Genomic DNA, 24633 nt, shown 5'->3' on the forward strand with positions numbered 1-24633 from the left:
CGCTGTTTCGAGAGCCCGGCGCTTTGGAAGCAGAGCGATGATCAAGAACTATCGTGCCTCGGCGGGCATCATGCTGGCGCCTGCCGTGACATTGATCGGTGTTTTCATCCTGCTGCCGATGCTGCTCACCATCTGGCTGTCATTCCAGGACTGGTCGACGCAGACGCCTTTTTCCAATGCGAGCTTCATCGGCTTCGACAATTTTCGCGAAGTATTCGGACCGACCTCGGTCGGGCGGCATTTCAAGCGAGCACTGCTCAACACCGCGATCTACACGGCATTGTCGGTGATGCTCATCCTGCCCCTTTCGGTCGCGTTCGGTTTGATGGTCTACCAGCGCGATGTCGCAGGCGGCACGGCGCTGCGGGCCGTGTTGTTTTCCACCTACATGGTGCCGATGATCGCCGTGACGCTGGTCTGGTCGAAGCTTTATTCGCCGAGCGAAGGGCCGCTCAACCAGATGCTCGGCCTCGCCGGCATCGGCCCGCAACCCTGGCTGTCCTCGCCAAGATCGGCGTTGATCTCGATCGTCGTCCTCAATGTCTGGCAGCAGATCGGCTATTTCACGGTGCTGGCGGTTGCTGGACTGACTCAGATCCCGGGCAGTCTTTACGAGGCGGCGACGTTGGACGGCGCCAACCGACGCGAACAGTTCCGCTTCATCACGTTGCCGCTGCTGCGCCGCACGCTTCTGTTCAGCGCAGTCATCGCCATCATCAACGCCGTGCAGGTGTTCGAGCCGGTCGCGCTGATCACCCAAGGCGGGCCGGTCGGCTCGACCAATGTGCTGACCTATCACATCCGCCGTGTCGGCATCGAGCGCGCGCAAGGCGGATTGGGCTCGGCCATGGCAGTGATGCTGATGTTGGCGCTGATCGTCGTTGTGTGCGCGCTGTTTGCATTTGCCAACCGGAAGGATGACGAATGAGCGCGCCGGGCCGATCAGCATCGAGCCAGTTGGCGCGCAAACGCCTGGCGGGCCGCAGAGCACTGCTCGCCACGCTGATGCTGCTGGTTGCCGTGGCCTCCGCCTTTCCGCTGTTGTGGATGGTGCTCTCCAGCCTGAAGACGCCGGCCGAAACCATGCAGGTGCCGCCGGTGTGGATACCGCGCACGCCGAGCCTCGAAGCGTATGAGAAAGTGTCCGGCGTCATCAATGTCGGCCGCTCGATGTGGAATTCGCTCGTGATCGCCACGATCACCACCGCCGGCATTCTGGTCACCAGCATGATGGCTGGCTATGCCTTCGCCAAGCATCACTTTCCCGGCCGCTCACTGCTGTTTTCGGTGCTGATCGCCACCATGTTCCTGCCGCCAATCGTCACGCTGATCCCGCTTTATCGTCTCGTCGGATCTATCGGGCTGAACGCCAGCCTTGCCGGCATTATCGTACCCAATCTCGCCAATGCATTCGGCATTTTCCTGATGCGCCAGTTCATCGCTGGCGTGCCGGACGATCTGATCGACGCGGCGCGGATGGATGGAGCGTCGGAACTTCTGATCCTGTTCAAGATCGTCGCGCCGAGCGTGGCGCCCGCGATTGCAGCACTGGCGCTGTTTGCCTTTGTCTATCATTGGAACAGCTATCTGTGGCCGCTCACCGTGCTGCAGGGCAATGCGGAGCACTATCCTCTCGTCATCAGTCTCAGTCGGCTGCTCAGCTACAACAGAGGTGCTCTCAACACCGGACTGGTGATGGCCGGCGCTACACTTGCCGTGCTGCCGCCATTAGTGCTCTTCGTCTTGCTGCAGCGCTTTTTCGTGGATTCGATCGTCGGCTCGGCGGTCAAGGGATAGCGTCGGCGGCACTGCCGGCATCCGCCTGGCTGTCATCGGGACGCGCTGGTGCGCAGGACGGAGCTGAGCAGATGGCCGCGTTCTGAGAGCTATCAGTTCATCAGTGAACCCGGACGCGAATGCCTCCACCGCCTTAGCTGCAACTAGGAATCGCACGCTTGGTACCCGCCCGAGGCCGTCTTCACAGCTCGCAGAAAAGCGGCGCGGCCCTGCTCGTTTGCAGACCTTCGGAAGGTCACGGGAGGGTGGTGATTGGACGCTGCGCTTAACGGGAGTCGGACTGTCTCGTCAGATCAGGCGAATATTTTCATGTCGCACCTTTTCGACGCGCCGGAGCGCGTCCCGCTGCCGAGCAGGCGGTATGGGAGGCTTTTCCCGGTGAGCACGAAGGTGATCCCCCACGCCTCGACTATTCCGGGAACGACGTGCTGACCCCAGCCGATGGTCGAGCTCGAACGCATCATCGCCGGCATCCACACCGATCTGGCGGCATCGCCCGATGCGGGCGGTGACCTGCCTCATCTCGGGAAACCAGCCCCGATCGAGGAGTTTGCGCCCCGCGAGAAGCTCTCGCTCGAACAGTTGCTCGAACTCATGCGACGCGAGCTGGGGCGAGAGCAGAACCGCGATCTTCAGCTGTTCGCTTCACCCAGCCTGGCGATCATGCCGCTCCAGCCTATCATCTGCCGCTCGACAAGGCTGTCGAGGTGCAAGCGCCCAAGGGTGGGCCGGGCGACCCGCATGAGGACGCCGTCTATCGCTCGACCGAGCGCATCCCGCTGCCCGATCCGGCAGACTCTCAAAAAGCGCATCGATTTTCTGCGAATCGCCTCGGCGCTCGGCCAGCATCCCCATCTGATTCGGCTAACCGGACTGGTCGTGCCGCCGGTGGGACCGGCGCAGATCAGTCTCGGCGATCAGGACTTGTCGGTGGAGGTGCGCAGGGCCGATGACGGCGTCGAGACCGAACGCGACGTGCTCCCCGCGACGCGGATCACGCTCACCGGGCGTAGCTTCCAGGCGAAGCCACGCGATGCGGCGCTGCTGGAGGGCGGCTGGCTGTGAGCGTCGGACGACCGGTCGCGCTGGTGAAGATGGATGTCGACGGTGCAGGACTCAACCTGCTTGGAAGACGCACTGATGGAGACTGCCTCTGCCCTCACCCCGCCCGGCATGCCGCAGCACCGGCCGACGTCACGTCGTACGCGACGTGCTCGTATGCGCCTGGCCTGTCGCAATGGCGACAAACCGGCGCTTGACCGCGGCAAACAACGCCGGCGGCAGCGGCCCGTAATAGCCGCTCTCCGTCTCCAGCGGCCGGATGTCGGGCCCCGGCCAGGCGAACCGGTTGCTTTCCGTCAAAACGATCCACGACCGCTCACCGTCAAGGCGCAAGCGCAGCTTGACCGCAGCCGGGATCTCGATGGCATCATCGGGATCGGACGGCGGCGTGTGGGTGATCGGCAGGACCCGGACCGGCGAGCCGTCCTCCTGCATGGCGACCAGCGCCAGCACCAGGCAGGGCCGGTCCTTCTCGCCGTCCTCGCGGCCTTCGCGGTGTTGCCAATGCCAGAGGTAGGAGTAACGGAAGACGTGGCCGACCTTGATTTCAGCCGGCAGCATTTTTTGCCGTCAGGCTTTTTGTCCCGGCGGATTTTGACCCAGAGAGCTCGTCGTTGAGATGGTCGAGACCCGGCTCCATTTCAGAGGCTTCGACCGCAGCGATTTCGTCCGCGCTGAGCTCCGCTGTCAGCTCGACCCGCCGGTCGCGCTTCGACAGCCGGACAAAATCCTCGTAGGCCAGCAGCACCGTGCGCGGGCGACCGTTCTTGGTAATGATGACAGGGTCGCGGACCGCGGCATCCTGATAGGCGCCAAAATTTTTCGAGACGGCGGCGGCGGTGACGGTGGTGGTCATCGGCGAGACTCCTTTATTCCGGAATATACGGGCTTTCCGGCTTTCCGCAAGTGTCGGGCGCCCGCCAGATGGAAACAAGGCAGCGACAGGGCAGCTTCCAAAGGCCCTCGTCCGTTCGCCTGAGTTCGTTCTGCGAGTGCGCCGCCGCCGATAGCGACCAAGACGCAACGTCCAAGACACCTCCACTTGCCGTAGGCACCTGCAACTGGAAACGATGCCGGACGTTGCTGTGACGAACAGGATATCGGGCTGTCTGTGGCGGCAAGCCTGGTTGAGGAAAGCCCCGATCATCATGAAGCCAATGACCGAAGAGCATCCCGCGGCACGAAGCACAATACGTCTCGCGGCAGCTCTCGACTGGCGAAAAGACTGACGACGACGATGTCTGTTGGGGCCGAACTTGCCTATTGGCCGCTTTCCGGAGAGTAGACATTCGGCGCGGACCGCCACACTGCTATGGCCAACGCTACGGATTGACTCCAGCACCTGGTGCCCGCGTGCGGCGGCGGTGATGATTTTGTCGGCATCATCGGTCCAGACGAAGGGCTTTGACTGCAGCTTGTGGTCGATGACGGAGCGGTTGATGGCGGAAACCCACATGCCCTCGCCTGCCGTGCTGCCGCCATTGGTGCTCTTCGTTTCCTGAAGCGCCTCTTCGTGGATTCAATCGTTGGCTCGGCTATCAAAGGATAGGGCCACCGGCACTTGCAGGCTTCCAAGCCTAGTTATCTCGTGTTTCGTTACGGCAACGGCGGAAGTCGCCGAGAACGTTCAAGAGCATCGTCAGGGCGGACCTGGGGTTTTCCACTATGATGATCGGCCGGTGCCCGAATTTTCTATCCAACGTCGCCGACTCAAGTATTAGATTTTGGTTATGGAGCGTCGGCACGCCATCCGAAGGATCAGGGACGGGCTTTGGGAGGTCTACGACATAGACGATGACAAGGTCGTCTTCGTGGACAGCGTACCTCTGACCAATTTGCGGGACGAAGAGGCCCTCGAGGCATTGGAGTTGCTAATGGGTGGATTTCTTGTTGCGAGCAGGTCTCCAAGGCTCAGTTGATGGTTTCTCCGGGGACATGTTCGCGCGGACTTCAGGCGAAGCGACCCCACGCCTTTCATTGTGGGTTCCATCAGAACCGCACGGCACGAGCTTCCAGCGCCGGTTGCCCTGCGACGGAACGTGGGGCGGCACCAAGCAGGCGGGGAGGACGATCGCGATTGCGCAGCGATTTATGCGGCAAATCTTGGCTCGGGAACTCCCGTTACGCCGAGGCCGGTGATGGCAAAAAGGCTGCCGCGTAAAACTCCGTCGCCCGGAAAGCGCGGCAGCGGCGGCTTGGCCATCGACGTGACGTACAGGGTATCGAGCTTCGGCCCGCCGAACATGACGCTGGTGATCTTCTTGACGGGCATGTCGATGATGCGGTCGACGCTGCCGTCGGGCGCGTAACGCACCAGCCTGCCGTCATAGACCAGCGCGTTCCAGAGGAAGCCCTCGGCATCGACAGTTGAGCCGTCGGCCGCGCCACCGCGGCTGGTGTCGACACGCACGAAGGTACGCCGATTGGTGGCGGCACCGGTTTCGATATCATAGTCGTAGGCCCAGATCTCGCCGGTCCAGGTGTCGGCGAAATAGAAGGTGCGGTCGTCGGGGCTCCAGCACGGGCCGTTCGAGCAGATGATGCCGGAATCTATCCTGGTGACGGAGAAATCGGGATCGAGCCGGTAGAGCCCGCCGGAGGGTCCCTCTTCCATGGTGTCCATTGAGCCGGCGAAGAAGCGGCCGCGCCGATCGACCTTGCCGTCATTGAGCCGGTTCATCGGCCGGTCCGGCTCCGGATCGTGGATCGGCGTCACCTCGCCGGTAGCGAAATCAAGCAGATGGAAACCGCGCTGCAGCGACACCACCGCGCCACTGCCGTCCTTGCGCAATGCCATCGAACCGATCTTCATCGGCACGTCCCAGCAACGGATCTCGCGGCCGTCGGCGGTCGCCCGAAACACACGCCCGTCGAAACTGTCGATCCAGTAGAGGCGCTCCTGTTCAACGTCCCACAGCGGTCCCTCGCCCAGCGTGGTCTTCACATCCACCACGACCTCGATCTTCATGCCGTCCTCCTCTGTTCGAACCTTGCAGAAACCGGTCAGAACGCGACCTGGTCGCCGCCCTTCAATGACAGGATTTCGCGAGCCTCGTCGGGCGTCGCCACTTCCATGCCGAGGCCTTCGATAATCTTACGGGCAAGCACCACCTGCTCGGCGTTCGATTTGGCAAGCTTGCCCTTGCCGGCCCACAGACTGTCTTCGAGCCCAACGCGAATATTGCCGCCAAGCGCTGCCGATTGCGCGGCAATGCGCAGCTGGCTGGCGCCGGCACCCAGCACCGACCAGCGGTATTGATCGCCGAACAGGCGATCGGCGGTGCGCTTCATATGGGCGACGTCTTCCGGGTGCGTACCGATGCCGCCGAGCAGGCCGAACACGGACTGTACGAAGAACGGCGGTTTCACCAGCCCGCGATCGGCGAAATGCGAGAGGTTATAGAGATGGGCAATGTCGTAGCACTCGAACTCGAAGCGCGTGCCGTTGTCGTAACAGGTCTCCAGTATGTACTCGATGTCCTTGAACGAGTTGCGGAAGACCAGGTCACGCGTCGCTTCCAGGTGCGGCCTTTCCCAGTCGAACTTGAACGTTTCGTATTTGTCTACGAGGTGATAGAGCCCGAAATTGATCGACCCCATGTTGAGCGAGGCGACTTCCGGCTTGAACTGGGCGGCGGGGCGCACACGCTCCTCCACCTTCATGTAAGGACTGCCGCCGGTGGTGATGTTGATGGCGGCATTGGTGCCTTGCTTGACGCGCGGCAGGAAACGCGCGAACGCCTCCGGCGCCTGGTCGGGCTTGCCGGTCTCAGGGTCGCGGGCATGCAGATGCAGGATTGCCGCACCAGCCTCGGCCGCCGCAATCGCCTCCGAGGCGATCTGGTCTGGCGTGATCGGCAGATAAGGCGACATGGTCGGCGTATGGATTGCCCCCGTCACCGCACAGGTGATGATGACCTTGCCCTTGGCCTGCGGGGCGCCGGGCTTGCGGCTTGTTTCCATCATCGTCCAAACTCCTGATCCGATTTTTTCTTGTGCGCCGCCAGCGCCATCAGCCGACGGTCGCGCCAGACCTGCCGTTCGCCGAGTTCTTCCCGCGGCAGGCGCGTGCGGCGCTGGGCCTCGATCGTCTCCATGACCTCGCCGGCCCAGTCGACCCGACGCAGCATCTGCGGGAAGATGTTGGAATAGATCGTCTGGTAGCGCTCTACATAGTCGCGCACACCACCAGGCGCGTTGAGGTCGATCGTTTCGAACGGACCCATGAACGACCAGCGCAGCGCCAGCCCCTCGCGCAAGCCCGTGTCGACGTCCTCGACGCTGGCATAGCCGTCGGCGACGAGCCGGAACGCCTCCTCCAACAGCGCGCCCTGCAAGCGATTCATGATGAAGCCGTCGAGTTCGCGCTTCATCACCAGCGGCGCGTGGCCCGCTTCGACAAGAAAGGCGCGGGTCCTTTCCACCGTTTCGGCGGAGGTCCATGGCGCCGGCACGACTTCCGCTGCCGGGATGAGATAGGGCGGATTGATTGGATGTACGACAAGGCAGCGATGCCGCGCCTGCAGATGATCGGTGAATTTCGACGGCAACAGCGCCGAGGTGGAACTGGCGATCACCGCCTGCGGACCGGCAAGGACGTCGATCCGGGAGAACACGTCACGCTTCACCTCCAGGTTTTCGGGTGTGTTCTCCTGGACGTGGACGGCATCGGCCAGGGCCTCGCCAAGCTCCGCCACAATGGTGATGCGGCCAAGCACGGCATCGACCGCCTGTCCCCGCAGCAAATCGTTGGCGGCGAGGTCGCCGAGCACGCCGGCGATATAGTCGCGCGCACCGCTGGTCGCGGCCGGCGCCTGGTCCCACATCCGCACATCATGCCCCGCACGAGCGAAGCTGATCGCCCACGCTCGCCCGATGAAACCGCTTCCGACAATTGCTACCTTCGCCATGATCGCCCCCTCAGAGTGTCTCGACATTGCCGTCGACGCCAAGCGACTGGCCGGAAATGTTGACGCCCGCATCGGAAAGCAGGAAGGCCACCATCGCCGCGACATCGTATGGGCTGGTCATCCGGCGCAGCGAGATGTTCTGCAGATAGCGTTGTGTCATCTCCTCGTTTGACACGCCGAGCTGCTTTGCCCGGTCGGCAATGACCTTGTCGATTCGCGGCCCTTCGATGATGCCGGGCAAGATGGCGTTGACCCTGATCCCATGCGGTCCGAGTTCCTTGGCAAGACTCTGGGTCAGGCCGACAACGCCGAACTTGGCAGCCGAATAGGGGGTGCGGAACGCGTAGCCATGGCGGCCGGCGGCCGAAGACATCGAGACGATCGAGCCGCCGCCCGCCGCCTTGATCAGCGGCACGGCACGCCGCGCGCACAGGAACTGGCCGGTCAGGCAGATATCTATGCAACGCCGCCAGTCTGCCGGATCGATCTCGTCGACGCCGCCGGTTGGCCCGGCAATGCCGGCATTGTTGATCAGGGCGTCGAGCCCGCCGAGCTTCTCCTTGACGATCTCGAACAGTCGGTCGACATCGCCGTCGCGCGAAACGTCGGCCTTGACTACGGCGGCGAGCGTAATTCTCTCTGGAGCAGCGGCCAGCGCCTCGTCCGAAATATCGCAGATCGCGACGCGTGCGCCGAGCCGCGATAGCGTCTCTGCAATGGCAAAGCCAATGCCGCCAGCGCCCGCCGTGACCAGCACGCGCTGGCCTTTGAGCCCGGTCAGGAATTCGTCCGCCGATGCCGGTGAGCTTGAGCTCATTGTTCCATCCCTTTCACTGAATCCGCCTTTCGCGCAGCGCCATGACGGCACCGAGCACCACCAGCCCAAACAGAATCGCCCGCGTCGCATAAGGCAGCGTCGTGCCGGCGAGCAGCATCTGCAACGCGGTCAGGAGCAGCACCCCACCCAGCATGCCGAGATAGTGGCCACGCCCGCCGGTAATCAGCGCACCGCCGACCACGACGACGGCGATGGAGGGCAGTAGATAATCGTCGCCCATGCCGAGGCTGGCCTGGCCGGAAAAGCCGGTCAGCATGATGCCGACGATCGCCGCGCAGACCGCCGACAGCACATAGACGAGGATGAGCGTGCGACCGACCGCGATGCCGGAGAGCTGGGCTGCGCGCAGGCTGTTGCCGATGCCATAGACGCGGCGGCCGAAAGCGGTGCGGCCGAGCAGCAGTACGGCAAATACGACGAAGGCGATCATGAACAGCACCACCGGCGTGATGGCGAATATTTTGCCGGTCATGAACCAGCGCAGCATCGGCGAGGAGAAGCCGGCCGGCGTGCCTTGCGAGTAGAGCAAAGCGAAACCTTGCAGAATGCCGTTGGTGGCCAGCGTCATAACGATCGGCGAGATGCCGAGAAAGACGATGCCGATGCCGTTGGCGAGACCGNGAGACCGATCAGGCAAGCGACGGCGAGCACCATCGGCAGCGCATAGGCAAGTGCAGCATCTGACCCGTTGACCATGCCGGCAAGCAGGATTCCTGACAGGCCGATCGTCCACGGCACTGAGAGGTCCAGCCCGCCGGTAAGAATCACGCTGCCTTGCCCAAGCGCCAGGATGGCAAGGAAGCTCGACAGCACGAACAGCGAGTTCCAGTAGTTGAAATTGACGATGGCGCGTCCGAGCCAGATCTGGGTGACAATGACGACGATGGCAAGACAGACATAGGCCGGCAGCGCATAGCGCAGCGTCTCGGCGTTACGGACATGGAAGGCAGGCCGCCGCGCCTGCTGCTCGCCGGCGCTGCCTCGCGCGATTCTCAGTCGCCGGTCGGTGCGATCGATCTGCGAGGGCAGCATTCCGGCGCGCCAGGCGGCCAGCCGAGCCCGCAGCGCACGCAGTTGGCGGGCAAGCACGGAGCCATGCGACAGCGAGCCGGCAAGCACGGCAAGGATCAGGATTGTGCCCTCGGCGATCGTCGAATAATAGGCCGAGACGTTGAGCACGAGCAGGATGTTGACGACCATCATGAGGATGTAGGCGCCGAAGACGGTGCCCACCGGCCCACCTTGACCGCCGCCCAGTCTTGTACCGCCGACGACGACCGCCGCGAACATCGACAGCAACAATGGGTTGCCGACCAGCGGATCGCCGCTGCCGGTCTGGGCGCTGATGAAAACGCCTGCAAGCCCATAGCAGCCGCCGGCTATGACATAGACTAGGAAGCGCACGAGAACGACGCGCACGCCGACCGCGGCGGCGGCATCCGGATCGCTGCCGAGCGCATAAAGCGCTGTCCCGAAGCGTGTGCCTTTGAGCCAGAACCAGCCGAGCAGGACGACGCCGATGACCACCAGCGGCATCGGTATCCAGCCGGCGATAGCATCACCGAGATAGAAGGCGCCAAGATCGGGCGAGACGAAGCCGCCCGGCTTGTCCATGACCAGCAGCGTTACCCCCTGCAGGATGAACATGGTCGACAGCGTGACGACGATAGGCTGCATGCGCAGGACGGCAATGAAGAAGCCGTTGAAGGCGCCGACCAGCATGCCGACGCCAATTCCGGCCAAAGTCCATAGCGCGACACTCGTGCCGGGCGCCATCGGATCCATGCCGTTTGCCAGGACGACATTGACCAGCGAGATCACCGCGCCGGCGGACAGGTCGAAACCGCCGGACAGGATGACAAGGGTCTGGCCGATCGCCGCCAGTGCGGAAGTGGCGCCGCCGCTCGATAGGAACGAAATGTCGAAATAAGTGAGCCGCCCGGCACTGACCAGATCGACGATCAGCAGGAGCGCCGCAAAGACGATCGCCGCGATGATGGCGCCGCGATGCCGCGCTAGGAGCCGCGACAATGTCGCGGCCGGTGCCGCGGCGGCCAAGCTCGTCACACTCATTCCGCCGCCTCCCGGACCATGTCCCGGTGGCCAAGCGCCGGCCGCATGATCGCGCCTTCGGTGATCTCGTCGCCGGCAAGCTCCGCCACGAGATGGCCGTCATAGAGAACGAGCACCCGGTCGCATTGATGGACCAGCTCGGGAATTTCGGTTGAATGCAGGAGGATCGAGCCGCCGGCCGCCACATAGTCGCGCATCATCACGTAGAGCTCGTGCTTGGTGCCGACGTCGATGCCCCGGGTCGGATCGAAAAGCAGCAGGATCCGGCTTTCGGCGACGAGCCATTTGGCAATGGCTATCTTTTGCTGGTTGCCGCCCGAGAAGGCCCCTGCCCTCGTCCACAAGGCACTGCGGTCGACCTCCACGGTCGAGAAGGCGGACTGTACGGCCTTTGACTCCTCGTCTGTTCCAATCAGGCCAAACCGGGTGAAGCGCGCGACGACCGGCAGCGATGCATTCTGCCGGCCCGAGAGCTTCAGGAACAGGCCCTCCGTCTTGCGGTCCTCCGGCACCAGCCCGATTGCCATATTGGGCTTGAGCGCATCGGCGGGCGAGCCGAGCCATACTTTGCGGCCGTCGACCAGGATATGGCCGCGCTCGATCTCGGCCATGCCGAAACAGGCGAGGAACAGGTCGAGCTGACCCATGCCCTGCAGCCCGGCAATGCCGAGGATCTCGCCCTTGCGCAGGTCGAAATCGACGCCGTCGAGCTTCCTCCCCGTCTTGAGATCGCGCACACCGAGCACCGGCGGACCGAAGGCGGCCTCACTTTGAGGTTTCGGCGGGAAGGTCTGGGCGATGCTGCGGCCGATGATCTTTTCGATCACCTCACCATCCGAAACATCGGCAACCGGCGCGGTCACGATGTGGTGGCCGTTCCTGAGAATGGTCAGCGTGTCGCAGAAAGCCCGCACCTCGCGCATGCGATGGGTGATGAACACGACCGTGGTACCGGCCGCTTTCAATTGCGCGATGATGGCGCCCAGCCACTCGACATCGCCGCCCGACAGCGTCGAGGTCGGTTCGTCGAGCAGGAGGATGCGCGGCTTGCGATAGAGCGCGCGCGCGATTTCGATCTTCTGGCGCACGGCAAGATCGAGCGTCGCCACCTCGGCATCGAGATCGACCGAAAACCCCAGATCGGAAATGTGCTTGCGGACTGCCTTGCGTGCCGCCGAGCGCCTGATCAGGCCGATCGGGCCGGCGGGCGCGTAAGGCAGCAACATATTGTCGAGAACGCTGAGATCGCGTACCAGCGTCATTTCCTGGAAGGCCGTCTGCACGCCCTTGGCGTGTGCGGCGCGCGGCGAACCGAGGGGTGCGGGTTCGCCAAGAACGGTGATTTGCCCTTCGTCGGGCCGTACCAGCCCCGACAGCAGCTTGACGAGGGTCGACTTGCCCGCACCGTTCTCGCCAAGCAGGGCATGCACGCTGCCGGAAGCGATCTCGAAGGAAACGCCATCGAGGGCAACTGTTGCGCCAAACGCCTTGCGGACGCCCTCTATGCCGACAGCTGTCGAATGCGCTGACATCATGATCTCAGTCCCAGCCCGCATGAAAGCTGCGTGGAGCGCCTCGAAAGCACCCCACGCCCCACTTCGGAAGGCCTACTCCTCGGGCTGGCCTACAAGGGCGGCCGCGAGACCGATCTCAGGTGTCTGATCGGAGAAGATCGAGGCGAACCAGCCTGGGTTCGAGACCAGCGACGGTTTGAACGCATTGCAACCAGCCTTCATCTCCGCCCAGGTGCCCTCGTCGCAAAGCTTTATCGTCTCGTTGGTGACGACCGGCAGCGGCAGGATCGTCTTCTTGGCAACGTGCTTGCCTTCAAGCGCCTCGACGGCAAGCTTGAGAGCGAGCGCCCCGGAATAAGGCGGCGAGGCGTAGGAAATGCGCGGCGCGCCGAGCGGCGCATAGGGAGAGGTTGCGCCCTCGACCTCCGTGCCCTCCGGCAGCATCTGGATGCGCCCGCCATTGGAGCCCTCGCCGGCGCAAGGCAGGAGTTCGCTGACCTTCTTGCCGGCCTCGAGCTGCATGGAATTGGCAGTGAAGCAGCCTACCTGCATCCACAGCCCATTTATGTCATCCCAGCTGCGCGTCGCCAATATCTTGGACAGTTCGGTACGGGCCACCGCCTGGCTCCACATGCCGACAGCTTCGCCGACGATCTTGATGTCGGGATGCTTGGCAAACACCTCCTTCGCGGCCTTGGTGCGCAGATCATCGACCGACGTGCCGGGAACGCCGGTCACCGCGATGATGTTGCCCTTGCCATTAAGTTTCTTGACCAGCCACTCCGCCGTCACCCGGCCAGCCTCTTCCTGGTCGATATGGACGTTGTAGGCGCAGGGCTCGGTGATCTCGGCATCATAGGCAAACACCTTTACCCCCTTGTCGCAGGCGTTCTTCACCACCTGGTTGAGCGCTGTCGGCGAGATCGGGAAAATCACGATGGCTTCGGCGCCTGCCTGCACCATCGCGTTGATCTGCTGGATCTGGCGCTGTGCGTTCGGCCCCGCCACCTGAACCTGGAGGTCGACCTTGTCGGCCATGCTCTTGTGCGACGCCATCGCCTTGAGCATGTTGGCGGCCTCGGCCTGCCAATCATTGCCGATGAAGCTCATGCTGAGAAATATCTTGTGCTTTCCGGCCGCTTCGGCGGCGGACGTACCACAAACGCAAACAGCCATGCCGGCAAGCAGCGCAAGCCGCCGGGCTTTCGATCCGATACCCATTCGAAACTCCTCCCAGTTCAGACGACCGAATGCCTCCCAAGGGTACGAAACGTACTCCTTGTCATTCGATGCGGCTGACCGTATCATGATTTGATCAAAGATCAATGATGAAATGGCTAAGAGGGAAAAGTCGGAAACGCGGGCGCTTGACGCGGCAATCCGAACCTTGCATTCCGGACACAGGCGCCGGGTATGACAAGAGCGTCGCCCGAATGGGGGAAGGTTGACAGAAATGGCTGGGGCGGCATTCAGGAAGCCGGGCGTCGAGATCACGCCGCTGTCCAGGGAAACCCTGCAGGACAGGGTTTACCGGCACGTTACCGAGTTGATCCTCGACGGCAGCATCGTTCCAGGTGAAATGGTGACGGTGCAGAGCCTCGCAGACGCTTTCGGCGTCAGCCCGATGCCGGTTCGCGAGGCTCTGAGGCGTCTGAGCGCGGCCAACGCCTTGATGGTGGTTTCGGGCCGTTCGATCGGTATCCCGGCATTAAGTCGTGCGCGGCTTATCGATCTCAGGAACGTCAGGTTCGAAATCGAGGCGATCGCCGCCGCATGGGCCGCAGAACGCATTGACGATCACGGCGTGATGCTGCTGGGCCAGCATCTGGAGGCACTCGAGCAGGCCAATGCCGCTGGCGACGTCAAATCCTATCTCAGGGCCAATTACGCCTTTCACTTTTCCATCTACCGGGCCGCGGGCTCGGAAAACATGCTCAGCATCATCGAGAACCTGTGGCTGCAGATCAGCCCCTATTTCAACATGCTGCACGATTCCGGAAACTATTCGACCGCCAACCAGCACCATCAGGAGATGTTTGCAGCGCTGCGAGACCGCAACGCGGAGGCGGTCCGGGCTGCGGTTCGCGCTGACATCGACGCGGCTTTCACTGTCCTGATCAAACTGCTGAAATAGTCGCAGGTCGCCAAGCCCGACATGGCAGGACGGTGATGCTCACCACGAACCGAACCGCCGAGCATCAGCGGGCATTTCCGGCGCCTTGCTGCGGTGATTCATCCAGAGGGGACGATCCAGCGCTCACAGGGCCGAGTTGGTCAGGGGTAGCGCTTGCCAGAGCCTACAAGCTCATCCTTGAATGCTGGCGTTGCGGTGTGACCGTCGGCACGGGTGAAGGCATGCCCGAGCGGCTTGTCAACAAGAACGGGAGACGGCAGTGTTCTGACGTTATCAATGAGCCGCGTTTCGCCGAGCCAGGCCGCTGCAAACAGGCGTGCCGGCCGATCCAGGCTTGCTATCGGTTGCAGATCTGCCTCGCCACGGAGTTCCAGGTACTCGACCTCGCGATAGCCCGCGGACAGGATCGCTGCGCGCGCGTCGGCAAGCGTTGGCAGGACGGGAGAGCCGTTCGAGAGCCCCGCCGCCGTATCGAGTAGGACCGATGCTAGCCTTGGGGCGACGGCGCGCTCTGCCGGCGAGAGCCGGACATTGCGCGATGACAAAGCGAGACCATCGGCTTCCCGGACTGTCGGACAGGGGACGACGGTGATCGGAATATCCAGGTCCCGGACCATGCGCCTGATAAGTTGAAGCTGCTGGAAGTCCTTCTCTCCGAAAAAGGCGATATCAGCGCCGGTCTGCAGGAAGAGTTTTGCAACGACGGTCGCCACCCCATCGAAATGGCCGGGCCGGAACGCACCGCAAAGGCTTTCACTGACGCCGGACACGGACACGGTCGTGGCGAAGCCGTCAGGATACATCTCAGTCGCATCCGGAACATAAAGCAGGTGGGCGCCCAGCCGCGTGAGCTTTGCAGCGTCTTCGTCTTCCGTGCGGGGATAGGCGGCAAGATCCGCCGCACTGTTGAACTGCTTGGGATTGACGAACAGCGTCACGATCACGCGATCGGCCTTTTGAAGCGCAGAACGCACGAGACTCAAATGCCCTTCATGCAAGGCTCCCATCGTAGGCACCACGGCGATATTGGCACCAGAACGGCGCCATCCCGCCACAACGGTACGAAGCCCGGCAATGGTGCGGACGATCGGCACGCTCACGCGGTTTCTCCGGCCTGCGGCGCGTCGGCGAAGAGATGTTCGGCCGCCGGAAAGCGCCCTCCCCGCACATCAGCCGCATAAGCCGCAATGGCAGCTTCGGCCTCTGAGCCCAGTTCGGCATAGCGCTTGACGAATTTCGGACGAAAACCGGTGAACATGCCCAGAATATCGTCGACGACCAGAACCTGGCCGTCGCAGGCGGCGGAGGCGCCGATCCCGATGGTTGGAATCGTAACCTCCTCGGTTATTCTTCGTGCGAGCGGCTCGGCCACCTTTTCCAGCACAACGGAGAATGAGCCGGATTCGGCAACAGCAACAGCGTCCCGCAAAATCCTGTCGCCGTCTCTGCCCCTGCCCTGGACCTTGTAGCCGCCAAGCACATTGATCGCTTGCGGTGTCAGCCCGACATGGCTCATGACGGGGATGCCGCGGGCAATGAGAAAGCGGATCGTGTCAGCCATGCTCTCGCCGCCCTCCAGCTTGACCGCAGCGCATCCGGTCTCCGCCATCAGCCGGGCGGCGTTGCGAAAGGCCTGTTCGCAGCCCTCCTCATAGGAGCCGAACGGCATGTCGACGACCATCAGCGCCCGTTCAAGACCGCGGCGCACGGCCTTGCCGTGCATGATCATCATCTCCAGCGTAACGCCGAGGGTTGACGTCAGGCCATGAAGCACCATGCCGACGCTGTCGCCGACCAGGACCACGTCGCAATGCCTATCGGCGAGGCGCGCAACGGGCGTTGTATACGCTGTTAAGCAGACAATCGGCATCTTGTGCTTTCGGGCCGCAATGTCCGGCGGCGTCAGCGCCTTTGTTTCGACCGCCACACTCATCAGCACATTCCCTTGGGTCAAGTTCCAGCGGTGACGGTTTTGCATAGTTCTGTGCAGGTGCGAAGGCCAAAACCGCACTGCATCAGAAAAGTTTGTGCGTCGCGAAGCAGGCTCTCCGCAAAGCAAAGACAGAGGGCCAGCGTTTCTCTGCTTCGGTGATCCTGCGCGACAACCGTGTTGCTGATCGGCTGAGCAATCGGGCTCCGGCCGTTTTCAACTCGAACAGTTTAACTGCCGCACGGCGGTTCACGCCAGAAGCGACCTTGGTTGCAAGCCTACCAGAAATGCGTTGTGACGGAAGCATGCGCCCGCACTCCAGACACTACGATTTGAATCAAAATCGCTGGTTCGAATCAGTTCCGAAACAAGGTGCACGCTGGCGGTGTTGGCATCTTCCGCATATTAGCAATCCCTTGACTACCGTCAAAGCCGCTCCAGAATCAGGGGCATGGCTTGGGAAATTGCGGACATCAATATCGGCGATGAGGTGGCGATCACCGTGACGGTGCTGAAGCTCCTGGACGACGGAAGAGCTAGCGTCAGCATCCCCTCCTATGGTTTTCCGCATTCGATCCCTGCTCCTAAAAAGTCCAAACCAGGTGACGAGCTCCAGCTCACTGGCGAGGTCACGCGGGTCGACGAGGAAAATCGAAAGGTGACCGTAAAAGCTGGCGGGCTAATCACCGTCGATGCTGATACAATCATCGACTGGACGCCTGTCCGCCGCAAAAAGATGTCGCTCAGAGATGAGGCGGATTAGCGAACGCAGATCAAACCATCGATGCCGAAGACAAGTCCGCAAGGCCTGGCCGCCCTTGCTCTGGTGCGCGTGGCATCGAGGAGACCTGCCCGGCCGGCGTGCTGCCGATCGAGGAGGCTGTCTTCCTGCTCTTATGGCCAAGAGCCCATGCATGAGGGTGAGGCGCTTGCCAAGGCTATCATTGAAACAGTTGAACGGCTAACTGCTTGCGGAAAGGCAATCGGCCCCAGGTGGCGCACTGTACGAAAATTACCAACTTCGTTAGCCGGAACAAGCACTCAACATCAAACGTTTTTTTGCGCGAGAACTCTCCTCCGTTCTCCAGTCTGGCTGTAAAGGCCCGCTGCTCTGCACGGGCAGCGGGCCTGAGGGTTCGCACATGCCGCAGCGCCAGCGTACCAATCGCACCTGCCTTAGTCCTCATGATTTGGCTATTTGCCAGCGCGTTTTCGATCGGATTTGCGCAGACGAAGACCTCGACCCTTTAAGCCAACAGGGCAAAATCCTGGCGGAAACGGTAGTGGCGACTTTTCGAAATGCTCACACTGACGAGCGGGAACTGCTGAAGGCAGTCAGGTCTCATCGAGGAAATTGAGCGGCAAAATTTCACCCGACCGACAAGGTCGGGCTTGACCCATTCGGCCTTGTCCCCGGAGCAGGCCCGGGAGCTAACGAGGCCCTAACTGCCAACAAGATAGGCGTCACCGATTGCGGCGTCGCTGTGTTGACGGTCGTTTTGCGCCCTCATCATTCCGCTCTTGCATAGCAGTCCCAGTCTTCAGCCGCTGTTCCCGTAGTCTGGCCGTTTTTGCGTCCCGTGCCGTACGCTCAGTGCGGTCCTTGCTTTCCTGATGAGCAGCCATGCCTCACCTACGTTTTTTGCTGGTGCCCAAACCTTCGTCAAAACCCGCTGTTCCACTCCGGATCCTACCTCAGGGCTAACTACACCTTTCATTTCTCCATCTATCGAGCCGCGGGCTCGGAAAACATGCTCAACATCATCGAGAACCTGTGGCTGCAGATCAGTCCCTATTTCAACATGCTGCACGATTCCGGAAACTATTCGACCGCCAACCAGCACCATCAGCAGATGTTTGCAGCGCTGCGAGACCGTAACGCGGAAGCGGTCCGCGCCGCGGTTCGCGCTGACATCGACGCGGCTTTCACAGTGCTGATCAAACTGCTGAAGTAACATTCAGGTCGCCGTAAGCGACATGCCGCCTCCATTGCTGATCAGACTTCCAGTTCTTTTTCCGCCCACTCCGCGAACTTTTCCAACTTGTCGAGCAAGCTCTCCGCTTCGGGTAATGATTTTGCCCTTATTCCGTATTGAGTTTCGTCCTTCTCATCGAGGATGCTCCGCAACCTGCTGGCCTGCGCTGCAGGAAGGCGATTTCCAAGCGCGTCGCGCATGGTTTTCACCACGGCCGCATGATCCGCGCGGTTGATCTTTCCTGCAAATCGGGCAGTGAGCGCATCGGCGTATGCTATTGCCGCATTCACGATCTGCGACATAGCCGGATTTCCGATGTCACCCGTTCCGGACATTGCCACCTCTAAACGGGCAGCCTTCAAATATGAGCGGGCGATGCGCAATCGCCCCTCGCCAAAGCCTGTCTCGACTGCTTTCGTCGCACCTCTTCTGGTCATGCCAACGCCTGCCGGCGAGTTTTTGTTGCGAGTTCGTCCGGGCGTGAACCCAAGACGAGCAGGGCATTGGCTTCGACCCCGCCCCACCACGGGTCTCGCGTGCTCGACAGCCTTGCCACATCCTCCGGAGTGAGTCCCACGACCGAGGGATTGAAGCCAAGCTTTTGACCTTGGGTCACCAGTGCCTCACGGATTTCTTGGAGCGCGCTATCTAGCTTTTCGGATGGCGTAACCACTGCGATGTCGAGATCGCTGTCTGGACGGTCCTCGCCCCTCGCTACGCTGCCGTAAATCCAGGCCGCGAGTACTTTCGGCCGAACTGCGGAGACCGCCTCAGTGATTACGGCGCGAATATTGGAATACCGAAGCGCCTCCTGCTCGAAGAGAGCTTCCAGTGATGTCGCCAGCGGATGGCGATCATTCAACCGGTAAAGACGAGCCCTGCCCGTTCCCTCCGAAGATACGATGCCAATCTCTTCCAAGGTTGCGAGAGCAGACCACACGCTTGCCCTTGCAAGCCCGCTACGAGTCGCAAGCAATGGAGAAGAAAGCAAGCCGCCGTGGCGCGACAATTCCCGGAGCAATCTTACGCTTGCTTCGGTGCCGAGCATAATGGTGAGTGGATAGCGCAAAGCGCTTTGAGCGGTCGAGCGTGCCATGCGCAAGTTCCTTCTGCTGTGGACTCATAGCACATCAAATCGTCGGATATCAAATCGGATGTTTTGTTTTCTAAACGAACGTCCTGTTGTCTGAATCCTGGGCGGTTGCTGCGCCACGTTTGCATCTGGACCTGATGCTGGTCGCCGTCGGCCATCTGTTCAGAGGATATCGGCGGCTTGGGCAACCCGCTCCAAGTGTAGATAGTGTTCCGCGACCTGCACGGGCTCCTCAAAACGGTGGTCTTGCATGCGCACCTCCCGAGTCTCGAACACGACTCAATCCTCGGTCATGTGACAGGTTCCTGCCATGTCTGATCATATTCTGCCCGGTCAAAAGAAGCCCAAGCTAATCGTCGTAGTGGCGTTCGATCGTGGCGAGGACGGCGAACTGTTTCCCGCCTTTGGTCCCGCCGATCAGCAAAGCGAGGAACGCGCAATCCGCACCGGTCAGGCGCTCGCAGGGAAGCACGTTGGCGTAATCGCATGGAGCCGCGACGCCGACCCGGCTATTGGCGACTATGGCCCGCCGACCGTGCTATTCACCTGCGGTGACGTGCCGGATATGGAGTAAATTCAGCCCCGAGATTCCATTTCGCGGCGTTCGGAGAACTCCCCTTCACTGCCCTTCACTGGGTATTTTGTGAATCATTTATTGGGTAACGCCGCTCTTGGCGATGCGCTCTTCGAAACTCGGGGCCGGCCCGACGTGCTGAAGCACTGGCCAGCGTCCATCGCGGCGGCAGCTTCTGGGCTAAGCGGATGCCTTCTGTTACTTGCGGACGTTTGATGTGGCGCAAAGGATCAGCAGAAGCTAACATATCTTGTTCTTGGAGGCTGTCGTGCGTACGAAACGTTTCAGAAAGCCCGTCATCATTCAACCCGGCCGGATCGATCGCGACAGAGTTGTTGCGTCGGTATCCGACGCGGCCGAAGTTCTGCTGAAGGATTGGCCGAGGCCGGAGGGCAAGTCGCGGCGCGCCGCAATCGAAGCATGCCTTGCCGTAATCCGTGGAGAAAAACCACCAAGGATAGCACGCCAGGCGTTCATCGCTGCTGCCAAGGAGGCCAGGATATTGCTCGGGGAAGAAATTTAGGCTTACCCAGCACCCGTATGGCCATGCCCTTGAAGCACGGAGCGCTGCTGGATTCAGCGGCTTTGTTGCTTTGTGGCATCGAGCAGAGCTTGATGTATCGATGTAGTGCGATTTTATCGACATGATTTGATTATCTGTCGAGAGCGACGATGTATCAGCTCGACTTGTCGATCGCACATTGGTCGACCTCTCCTGCCCCCGCCAGGATACGAGGACGTGAAGACGCAAGCAGTGCTGAAGCTTGTGTTGTGGCGTGAGCGGCGCTTACTGAACTGCGAAGCCAGGCAGCTCATTCCCAGCCACGCCACCTGGACCATCTAGACCTGATGGCATGGCCCGAATTCGTGCACTGTCAGGCTTTGGCCTTGCGCTTTGCTGGTGCTTTCTTTGGCGGCGTTTTGGCAACCGCCCTGCGGCCGAGACCGGCAGCTTTGGCCAGCGCAGACCGCTGAGCCGCATAGCTTGGCGCTACCATAGGATAGTCCCGCGCCAAACCCCACTTGGCTCTGTACTCATCAGGTGTCATGCCAAGCAAGCCCAGGTGGCGCTTCATCGACTTGAACTTGCGCCCGTTCTCAAGGCTTATAATGTATTCGGGAAAGATCGACTTCTTAGGATTTGCCGCGGGCGTAAGTATTGGCGATGGTGCAGCGACCGGCTCATCCAGGCCAGACAACGCAGAATTAACACTGGCGATCAAATTCGGCAGATCCGCCACGGGCGTTGCGTTGCTCTGGACATAGGCTGCGACGATATCTGCTGTCATCCCTAGCAGGCTGTTGAAAAAGTGGCTCGCAGCGAGGACGTGAGCGTGATTCAGTGTCTCCGGAGAGATTCGGAGAACGAGGCATGCGCGGTGGAGACGAACGGTCTGGCGAACTGTTCAGTTATGTTGATCTCGAGGCTCGGGTGCGGCGCGATCATCCGTTGCGGCGCATTCGGGCGATTGTGAACTAGGCGCTGGCGGCGTTGGAGCGGGACTTGGCGGCGCTGTATTCGCCGATGGGGCGGCCTTCCATCCCGCCGGAAAAGCTGCTGCGAGCGATGCTGCTACAGGCGTTCTACTCAATCCGCTCGGAGCGGCTTTTGATGGAACGGCTGGAATACGACCTTCTGTTCCGCTGGTTCGTCGGCATCGGCGTCGAGACGCGGCCTGGGACCATTCGGTGTTCTCCAAGAACCGCGACCGGCTGCTGGAGGGCGACATCGCCGCAAAGTTCCTGAGCGCGGTGCTGACGCAGCCCAAGGTCAAGAGGCTTCTGTCAACGGATCACTTCTCGGTCGACGGGACGCTGATCGAGGCCTGGGCGTCGATGAAGAGCGTCAAGCCGAAGGACGGCTCGGGCGAGCCGCCGGCTGAAGGGGGCGGGCGAAACGCGGAAGCGGACTTCCATGGCCACAAGCGCTCGAACGACACACATGCCTCGACCACCGATCCGGATGCCCGGCTCTATCGCAAGGGCAAAGGCAAGGAGGCCAAGCTGTGCTTCATGGGACATGGCTTGATGGAGAACCGCCACGGCCTGCCGGTCGACGCCTGCCTGACACTGGCCGACGGACATGCTGAGCGGGTGGCCGCACTGCACATGATCGAACCTCGAGCGGAGCGGCCACAGGCGATCACGCTCGGCGCCGACAAGGCCTACGACGCGGAAGACTTCGTCAATGAGCTGCGCTCGATGAGGGTGACGCCGCATGTAGCGCAGAACAAAGCTCATGGCGGAGACCGGCTGATGGCCAAGGTCAGGGCCACCGCCGGTCGGTGGCCACCACCCAGGGTGGTTTTGATCCCAACGAGACGAGGCGCTTTTTAAGACACTGCGGCTCTGTCTGGCGAGCGCCCACGAGGCTTTGAAGCGTGAGGTCGACCGACGGCATGGGGTGTATGAAGCACCCGACGCCTTCACCCCCTACCTCTGAAAATGCCCCAACTCGTTCTCATTCAGATAGTCCACCGTCATCACCCGCGCGCGAATGCCGCCGGGGGAACCGACGAACTTCACCGATGACAGCGAGCCGGTCGGCGCGTTCTCTCCGCGGGGCGTGAGGGCGTAGGTGTCGCCGTCCCAGTGCTCGAGCGTGAACTGCATGGGCTTGGGGCCGAGTTCGAGCATCAGCTTGTCGCCATCGGCCCGCACGGTGGCGGTGTCGAAATAGTTGCTCGTATATTGGCCCTCGTAGAAGGATGGACTGCGCGCCTTGGCGGGGTTCGTCGGCTTGACCTTGCCGGCGAGGTCGCCCACCGGCTTGTAGTAGCCCATGAACCGCGGCTTCATGTAGGGATACCAGTCGCGGGTGATCTGGCCATATTGCACGATGTCCATGAAGCTGGCGGCGACCGCCTCGGCGGCGCCGACGGGGGAGCCGTTGGTGAGCACGACGATGCCGACGTCGGCCGAGGGCAAGATCTGGAAGGTGGTGCCGGCGCCGAGCAGGAAGCCGCCGGAATGGCCCATGGTGGTGCGCCCATTGGCGTTCACCCCCACATTGAAGCCATAGCCATAGGAGCTGGCCCGCGTATCGGGCGTCTCGCCGCGGTAGGTCACGCTCTGCGGTGTGATGGCGGGCTGCAGGATCTTCGGGTCGATCATGGGCTGGCCGTTATAGGTGCCGTCGCCAAGCAGCAGGATCATCCACTTGGCAAGATCCTGGACGCTGGAGGAGACGCCGCCCGCCGGCGCCTGCTGGTCGGGATCGCGGTCATAGAGCGGCTCGAACACATTCTCCGCCACGCGCGCATGCAGCAGGGCGCGGTTCTTGCCGGCGGCCATGAAGTCCTCGTGCCGATAGCTGCTCGAGCGCATACCGAGCGGATCGAACAACAGGCTCTTGGCCAGCGGCTCCCAAGGCTGTTTCTCGGCGTGGGCCACTGCCTCGGCGCCGATCGTCGTGCCGAAATTGGCGTAGTGATAGGAGATGCGGAAGGGATCGAGCGGCACCATCCACAGGCCGCCGACGATCTGCTTGCGCTGGAAGCCGAGATCCTCGAGCTCATCGCCCGCCGCCATTGGCAGGCCCGAGCGATGGGCGAAGAAATCGCCGATGGTGGCGTTGCCCGAGACATAGTCGAGATTGAGGCGGAAGCCGTCCCAGACCTTGCCGACCGCGGTATCCCAGTCGAAGCTGTGGTCCTTCGTCATGGCGATGGCGGCCACCGTGGCCGAGATCGATTTCGACACCGAGGCGACCTGGAAAATGGTAGTGCTGCTGACCCTAGAAGTGTCGTCCCGGTTGTCGCGAAGGCCATAGCCTTCGTCAAAGATCATTTTGCCGCCCTGCACCACCGCCACGGCGAAGCCGGGAACGTCGGATGCTTCCTTGACTTTCTTGACGATGTCCGACAGGGCGGCCACAGCCTTCTCGACACCGCCGGGATACAGCTGCATAGCATCCTGCGGCGGCGACGGCCCAAGCTCCGGCACGTAGGACTGCGCGGCTGCCATTGCGGGCAGCATGGTAACGAGGGAAAGTACCAGGAGAGCAGCGGCCTTCTTCATTGCATGTCCTCAAACTTGCACCGGCAGATGATCGGACCATACGCGGCAAGATGAAAGATGGTTACGGTTATTTTCTACTGATATGTTTAAGTCCAAAGATCAGACAAAGACGGCGGCTGCGCGCATGTGATTTCGGGACCTGGCGAAGTATCCGCGTTACCTACCCGGGCGGCAATTGGATGGGACTGCGCGGGAGAACGTCAAGTTCCAAGGCCGGGCGGCAAATGGCATCCAATCAGGAGTTGTTCGCCAACGGGCTGGCGGCAAACCAGAAAGTCATCGAAGCCAATTATATGGCCCATCGCGAGGCCCTATGGCCTGCTGCATGGGGTCCGATGGCCGAGGGGCCGGGACGCTTCGTCTTCACCGATCTTGCCTGCGGCAGGGGGCCCGTTTGCTGTCCGTCCGGTTATTGCCGCGGGACCAGTTAAAGCCGCCATTCGGCTCACGACCTCTTCTCGGAAATACGTGGCAAGTTCACATCCCGCGGAAGCCGACATTGAACTGCCTCTCCGTTTACACGTTTGGCAAATGTTGCGAATGGAGGGAGTTGCATGTTTGAAGGTTTCTCGCTGGAGCAGATCAAACTTCCGGAAGCGACGCTCAGAGTGCGGGTTGGTGGAAGGGACCCACCGCTTCTGATGCTGCACGGTCATCCTCGCACCCATGCCACTTGGCATCGCGTGGCGCCGATTTTGGCTGAGGAATACAC

General features: G+C 61.7%; 22 protein-coding genes and 4 pseudogenes. 10 read left to right on the top strand and 16 right to left on the bottom strand.

The annotated features are described in order from the left end of the window. The first annotated feature begins 37 nt into the window (after window positions 1-37). The 3 genes from X760_RS69305 to X760_RS69315 all read left to right on the top strand — a co-directional run bounded on the left by X760_RS69305 (window position 38) and on the right by X760_RS69315 (window position 2862). Entirely contained in the window at window positions 38-928 is an 891-nt protein-coding gene (locus X760_RS69305) for a sugar ABC transporter permease (RefSeq protein WP_023722259.1), read from the top strand. Further along, window positions 925-1797 (top strand): carbohydrate ABC transporter permease, encoded by an 873-nt coding sequence (locus X760_RS69310; RefSeq protein ID WP_023722260.1) that lies wholly within the window; start codon window positions 925-927, stop codon window positions 1795-1797. The genes X760_RS69305 and X760_RS69310 overlap by 4 nt, the downstream gene beginning before the upstream one ends. Before the next feature lie 441 nt (window positions 1798-2238). Then, window positions 2239-2862 (top strand): hypothetical protein, encoded by a 624-nt coding sequence (locus tag X760_RS69315; RefSeq protein ID WP_023722261.1) that lies wholly within the window; start codon window positions 2239-2241, stop codon window positions 2860-2862. A gap of 129 nt (window positions 2863-2991) precedes the next feature. Here the strand turns inward: X760_RS69315 and X760_RS69320 are convergent, their stop codons facing one another. From X760_RS69320 to X760_RS69365, 10 genes and pseudogenes are all read right to left on the bottom strand, one after another. Next, the gene (locus X760_RS69320) at window positions 2992-3420 is read right to left on the bottom strand and encodes an mRNA interferase PemK (RefSeq protein WP_023722262.1); all 429 of its coding nucleotides are present in this window, start codon (window positions 3418-3420) and stop codon (window positions 2992-2994) included. Then, complete coding sequence (locus tag X760_RS69325; protein ID WP_023722263.1) at window positions 3407-3715, bottom strand: type II toxin-antitoxin system Phd/YefM family antitoxin; 309 nt, start codon at window positions 3713-3715, stop codon at window positions 3407-3409. The genes X760_RS69320 and X760_RS69325 overlap by 14 nt, the downstream gene beginning before the upstream one ends. 471 nt (window positions 3716-4186) lie before the next feature. Further along, window positions 4187-4306, bottom strand: a pseudogene (locus tag X760_RS78400) (IS630 family transposase); the annotation flags it as partial. Between the two features lie 642 nt (window positions 4307-4948). Then, the gene (locus X760_RS69335; RefSeq protein WP_023722265.1) at window positions 4949-5827 is read right to left on the bottom strand and encodes an SMP-30/gluconolactonase/LRE family protein; all 879 of its coding nucleotides are present in this window, start codon (window positions 5825-5827) and stop codon (window positions 4949-4951) included. Between the two features lie 35 nt (window positions 5828-5862). Further along, window positions 5863-6825 (bottom strand): 3-keto-5-aminohexanoate cleavage protein, encoded by a 963-nt coding sequence (locus X760_RS69340; protein ID WP_023722266.1) that lies wholly within the window; start codon window positions 6823-6825, stop codon window positions 5863-5865. Beyond that, on the bottom strand, window positions 6822-7769 hold the full coding sequence (locus tag X760_RS69345) for a 3-hydroxyacyl-CoA dehydrogenase (RefSeq protein ID WP_031195046.1): 948 nt from the start codon (window positions 7767-7769) through the stop codon (window positions 6822-6824). Before X760_RS69345 ends, X760_RS69340 begins: the two co-directional genes overlap by 4 nt. Before the next feature lie 10 nt (window positions 7770-7779). Further along, window positions 7780-8586 carry an SDR family oxidoreductase gene (locus tag X760_RS69350; RefSeq protein WP_023722268.1) on the bottom strand — a complete coding sequence of 269 codons (807 nt, stop codon included), beginning with the start codon at window positions 8584-8586 and terminating at the stop codon, window positions 7780-7782. A 13-nt stretch (window positions 8587-8599) separates the two neighbouring features. Then, a pseudogene (locus X760_RS69355) lies at window positions 8600-10680 on the bottom strand (ABC transporter permease). Beyond that, window positions 10677-12212: a sugar ABC transporter ATP-binding protein gene (locus tag X760_RS69360; RefSeq protein WP_031195048.1), complete on the bottom strand. Its 1536-nt coding sequence runs from the start codon at window positions 12210-12212 to the stop codon at window positions 10677-10679. The pseudogene X760_RS69355 and the gene X760_RS69360 overlap by 4 nt, the downstream one beginning before the upstream one ends. A gap of 75 nt (window positions 12213-12287) precedes the next feature. Further along, the gene (locus tag X760_RS69365) at window positions 12288-13415 is read right to left on the bottom strand and encodes a sugar ABC transporter substrate-binding protein (RefSeq protein WP_023722272.1); all 1128 of its coding nucleotides are present in this window, start codon (window positions 13413-13415) and stop codon (window positions 12288-12290) included. Window positions 13416-13647: 232 nt separating this feature from the next. Here X760_RS69365 and X760_RS69370 point away from each other — a divergent pair, with 232 nt between their 5' ends. Further along, window positions 13648-14328 carry a GntR family transcriptional regulator gene (locus X760_RS69370; protein WP_023722273.1) on the top strand — a complete coding sequence of 227 codons (681 nt, stop codon included), beginning with the start codon at window positions 13648-13650 and terminating at the stop codon, window positions 14326-14328. A 140-nt stretch (window positions 14329-14468) separates the two neighbouring features. Here the strand turns inward: X760_RS69370 and panC are convergent, their stop codons facing one another. Both panC and panB read right to left on the bottom strand, forming a co-directional pair. Further along, window positions 14469-15428 (bottom strand): pantoate--beta-alanine ligase, encoded by a 960-nt coding sequence (gene panC, locus X760_RS69375; RefSeq protein WP_023722274.1) that lies wholly within the window; start codon window positions 15426-15428, stop codon window positions 14469-14471. Further along, entirely contained in the window at window positions 15425-16261 is an 837-nt protein-coding gene (gene panB / locus X760_RS69380; RefSeq protein WP_023722275.1) for a 3-methyl-2-oxobutanoate hydroxymethyltransferase, read from the bottom strand. The genes panC and panB overlap by 4 nt, the downstream gene beginning before the upstream one ends. Window positions 16262-16709: 448 nt before the next feature. Here panB and X760_RS69385 point away from each other — a divergent pair, with 448 nt between their 5' ends. Together X760_RS69385 and X760_RS0139835 are read left to right on the top strand one after the other, a co-directional pair. Next, window positions 16710-17021, top strand: coding sequence for a hypothetical protein (locus X760_RS69385; protein WP_023722276.1), 312 nt, complete (start codon window positions 16710-16712; stop codon window positions 17019-17021). An 817-nt stretch (window positions 17022-17838) separates the two neighbouring features. After that, on the top strand, window positions 17839-18213 hold the full coding sequence (locus tag X760_RS0139835; RefSeq protein ID WP_245278740.1) for an FCD domain-containing protein: 375 nt from the start codon (window positions 17839-17841) through the stop codon (window positions 18211-18213). Window positions 18214-18254: 41 nt separating this feature from the next. Here the strand turns inward: X760_RS0139835 and X760_RS69395 are convergent, their stop codons facing one another. Together X760_RS69395 and X760_RS69400 are read right to left on the bottom strand one after the other, a co-directional pair. Continuing rightward, window positions 18255-18671, bottom strand: coding sequence for a hypothetical protein (locus X760_RS69395; protein WP_023722279.1), 417 nt, complete (start codon window positions 18669-18671; stop codon window positions 18255-18257). Next, window positions 18668-19330 (bottom strand): nucleotidyltransferase domain-containing protein, encoded by a 663-nt coding sequence (locus tag X760_RS69400; protein WP_031195054.1) that lies wholly within the window; start codon window positions 19328-19330, stop codon window positions 18668-18670. Before X760_RS69400 ends, X760_RS69395 begins: the two co-directional genes overlap by 4 nt. 307 nt (window positions 19331-19637) lie before the next feature. Here X760_RS69400 and X760_RS69405 point away from each other — a divergent pair, with 307 nt between their 5' ends. Together X760_RS69405 and X760_RS69410 are read left to right on the top strand one after the other, a co-directional pair. Continuing rightward, window positions 19638-19901 carry a hypothetical protein gene (locus X760_RS69405; protein WP_023722282.1) on the top strand — a complete coding sequence of 88 codons (264 nt, stop codon included), beginning with the start codon at window positions 19638-19640 and terminating at the stop codon, window positions 19899-19901. Window positions 19902-20169: 268 nt separating this feature from the next. After that, window positions 20170-20424, top strand: coding sequence for a DUF982 domain-containing protein (locus tag X760_RS69410; protein ID WP_031195056.1), 255 nt, complete (start codon window positions 20170-20172; stop codon window positions 20422-20424). A gap of 352 nt (window positions 20425-20776) precedes the next feature. Here the strand turns inward: X760_RS69410 and X760_RS69415 are convergent, their stop codons facing one another. After that, the gene (locus tag X760_RS69415) at window positions 20777-21190 is read right to left on the bottom strand and encodes a MucR family transcriptional regulator (protein WP_023722284.1); all 414 of its coding nucleotides are present in this window, start codon (window positions 21188-21190) and stop codon (window positions 20777-20779) included. Between the two features lie 194 nt (window positions 21191-21384). Between X760_RS69415 and X760_RS69420 the strand changes: the two are divergent. Beyond that, window positions 21385-22133: pseudogene (locus X760_RS69420) on the top strand (IS5 family transposase); the annotation flags it as partial. A gap of 201 nt (window positions 22134-22334) precedes the next feature. Here X760_RS69420 and X760_RS69425 read toward each other — a convergent pair. Continuing rightward, window positions 22335-23921 carry a serine hydrolase gene (locus X760_RS69425; RefSeq protein ID WP_023722286.1) on the bottom strand — a complete coding sequence of 529 codons (1587 nt, stop codon included), beginning with the start codon at window positions 23919-23921 and terminating at the stop codon, window positions 22335-22337. Window positions 23922-24475: 554 nt separating this feature from the next. Between X760_RS69425 and X760_RS78410 the strand changes: the two are divergent. Then, a pseudogene (locus X760_RS78410) lies at window positions 24476-24633 on the top strand (alpha/beta hydrolase); the annotation flags it as partial.

Source organism: Mesorhizobium sp. LSHC420B00 (genome assembly GCF_000503055.1).
Lineage (GTDB): Bacteria > Pseudomonadota > Alphaproteobacteria > Rhizobiales > Rhizobiaceae > Mesorhizobium.

Coding starts and splice junctions, on each gene's coding strand:
- X760_RS69305 (WP_023722259.1), top strand. CDS start 38: ATGATCAAGAACTATCGTGCCTCGGCGGGCATCATGCTGGCGCCTGCC.
- X760_RS69310 (WP_023722260.1), top strand. CDS start 925: ATGAGCGCGCCGGGCCGATCAGCATCGAGCCAGTTGGCGCGCAAACGC.
- X760_RS69315 (WP_023722261.1), top strand. CDS start 2,239: ATGGTCGAGCTCGAACGCATCATCGCCGGCATCCACACCGATCTGGCG.
- X760_RS69320 (WP_023722262.1), bottom strand. CDS start 3,420: ATGCTGCCGGCTGAAATCAAGGTCGGCCACGTCTTCCGTTACTCCTAC.
- X760_RS69325 (WP_023722263.1), bottom strand. CDS start 3,715: ATGACCACCACCGTCACCGCCGCCGCCGTCTCGAAAAATTTTGGCGCC.
- X760_RS69335 (WP_023722265.1), bottom strand. CDS start 5,827: ATGAAGATCGAGGTCGTGGTGGATGTGAAGACCACGCTGGGCGAGGGA.
- X760_RS69340 (WP_023722266.1), bottom strand. CDS start 6,825: ATGATGGAAACAAGCCGCAAGCCCGGCGCCCCGCAGGCCAAGGGCAAG.
- X760_RS69345 (WP_031195046.1), bottom strand. CDS start 7,769: ATGGCGAAGGTAGCAATTGTCGGAAGCGGTTTCATCGGGCGAGCGTGG.
- X760_RS69350 (WP_023722268.1), bottom strand. CDS start 8,586: ATGAGCTCAAGCTCACCGGCATCGGCGGACGAATTCCTGACCGGGCTC.
- X760_RS69360 (WP_031195048.1), bottom strand. CDS start 12,212: ATGTCAGCGCATTCGACAGCTGTCGGCATAGAGGGCGTCCGCAAGGCG.
- X760_RS69365 (WP_023722272.1), bottom strand. CDS start 13,415: ATGGGTATCGGATCGAAAGCCCGGCGGCTTGCGCTGCTTGCCGGCATG.
- X760_RS69370 (WP_023722273.1), top strand. CDS start 13,648: ATGGCTGGGGCGGCATTCAGGAAGCCGGGCGTCGAGATCACGCCGCTG.
- panB (WP_023722275.1), bottom strand. CDS start 16,261: ATGAGTGTGGCGGTCGAAACAAAGGCGCTGACGCCGCCGGACATTGCG.
- X760_RS69385 (WP_023722276.1), top strand. CDS start 16,710: ATGGCTTGGGAAATTGCGGACATCAATATCGGCGATGAGGTGGCGATC.
- X760_RS69395 (WP_023722279.1), bottom strand. CDS start 18,671: ATGACCAGAAGAGGTGCGACGAAAGCAGTCGAGACAGGCTTTGGCGAG.
- X760_RS69400 (WP_031195054.1), bottom strand. CDS start 19,330: ATGGCACGCTCGACCGCTCAAAGCGCTTTGCGCTATCCACTCACCATT.
- X760_RS69405 (WP_023722282.1), top strand. CDS start 19,638: ATGTCTGATCATATTCTGCCCGGTCAAAAGAAGCCCAAGCTAATCGTC.
- X760_RS69415 (WP_023722284.1), bottom strand. CDS start 21,190: ATGACAGCAGATATCGTCGCAGCCTATGTCCAGAGCAACGCAACGCCC.
- X760_RS69425 (WP_023722286.1), bottom strand. CDS start 23,921: ATGAAGAAGGCCGCTGCTCTCCTGGTACTTTCCCTCGTTACCATGCTG.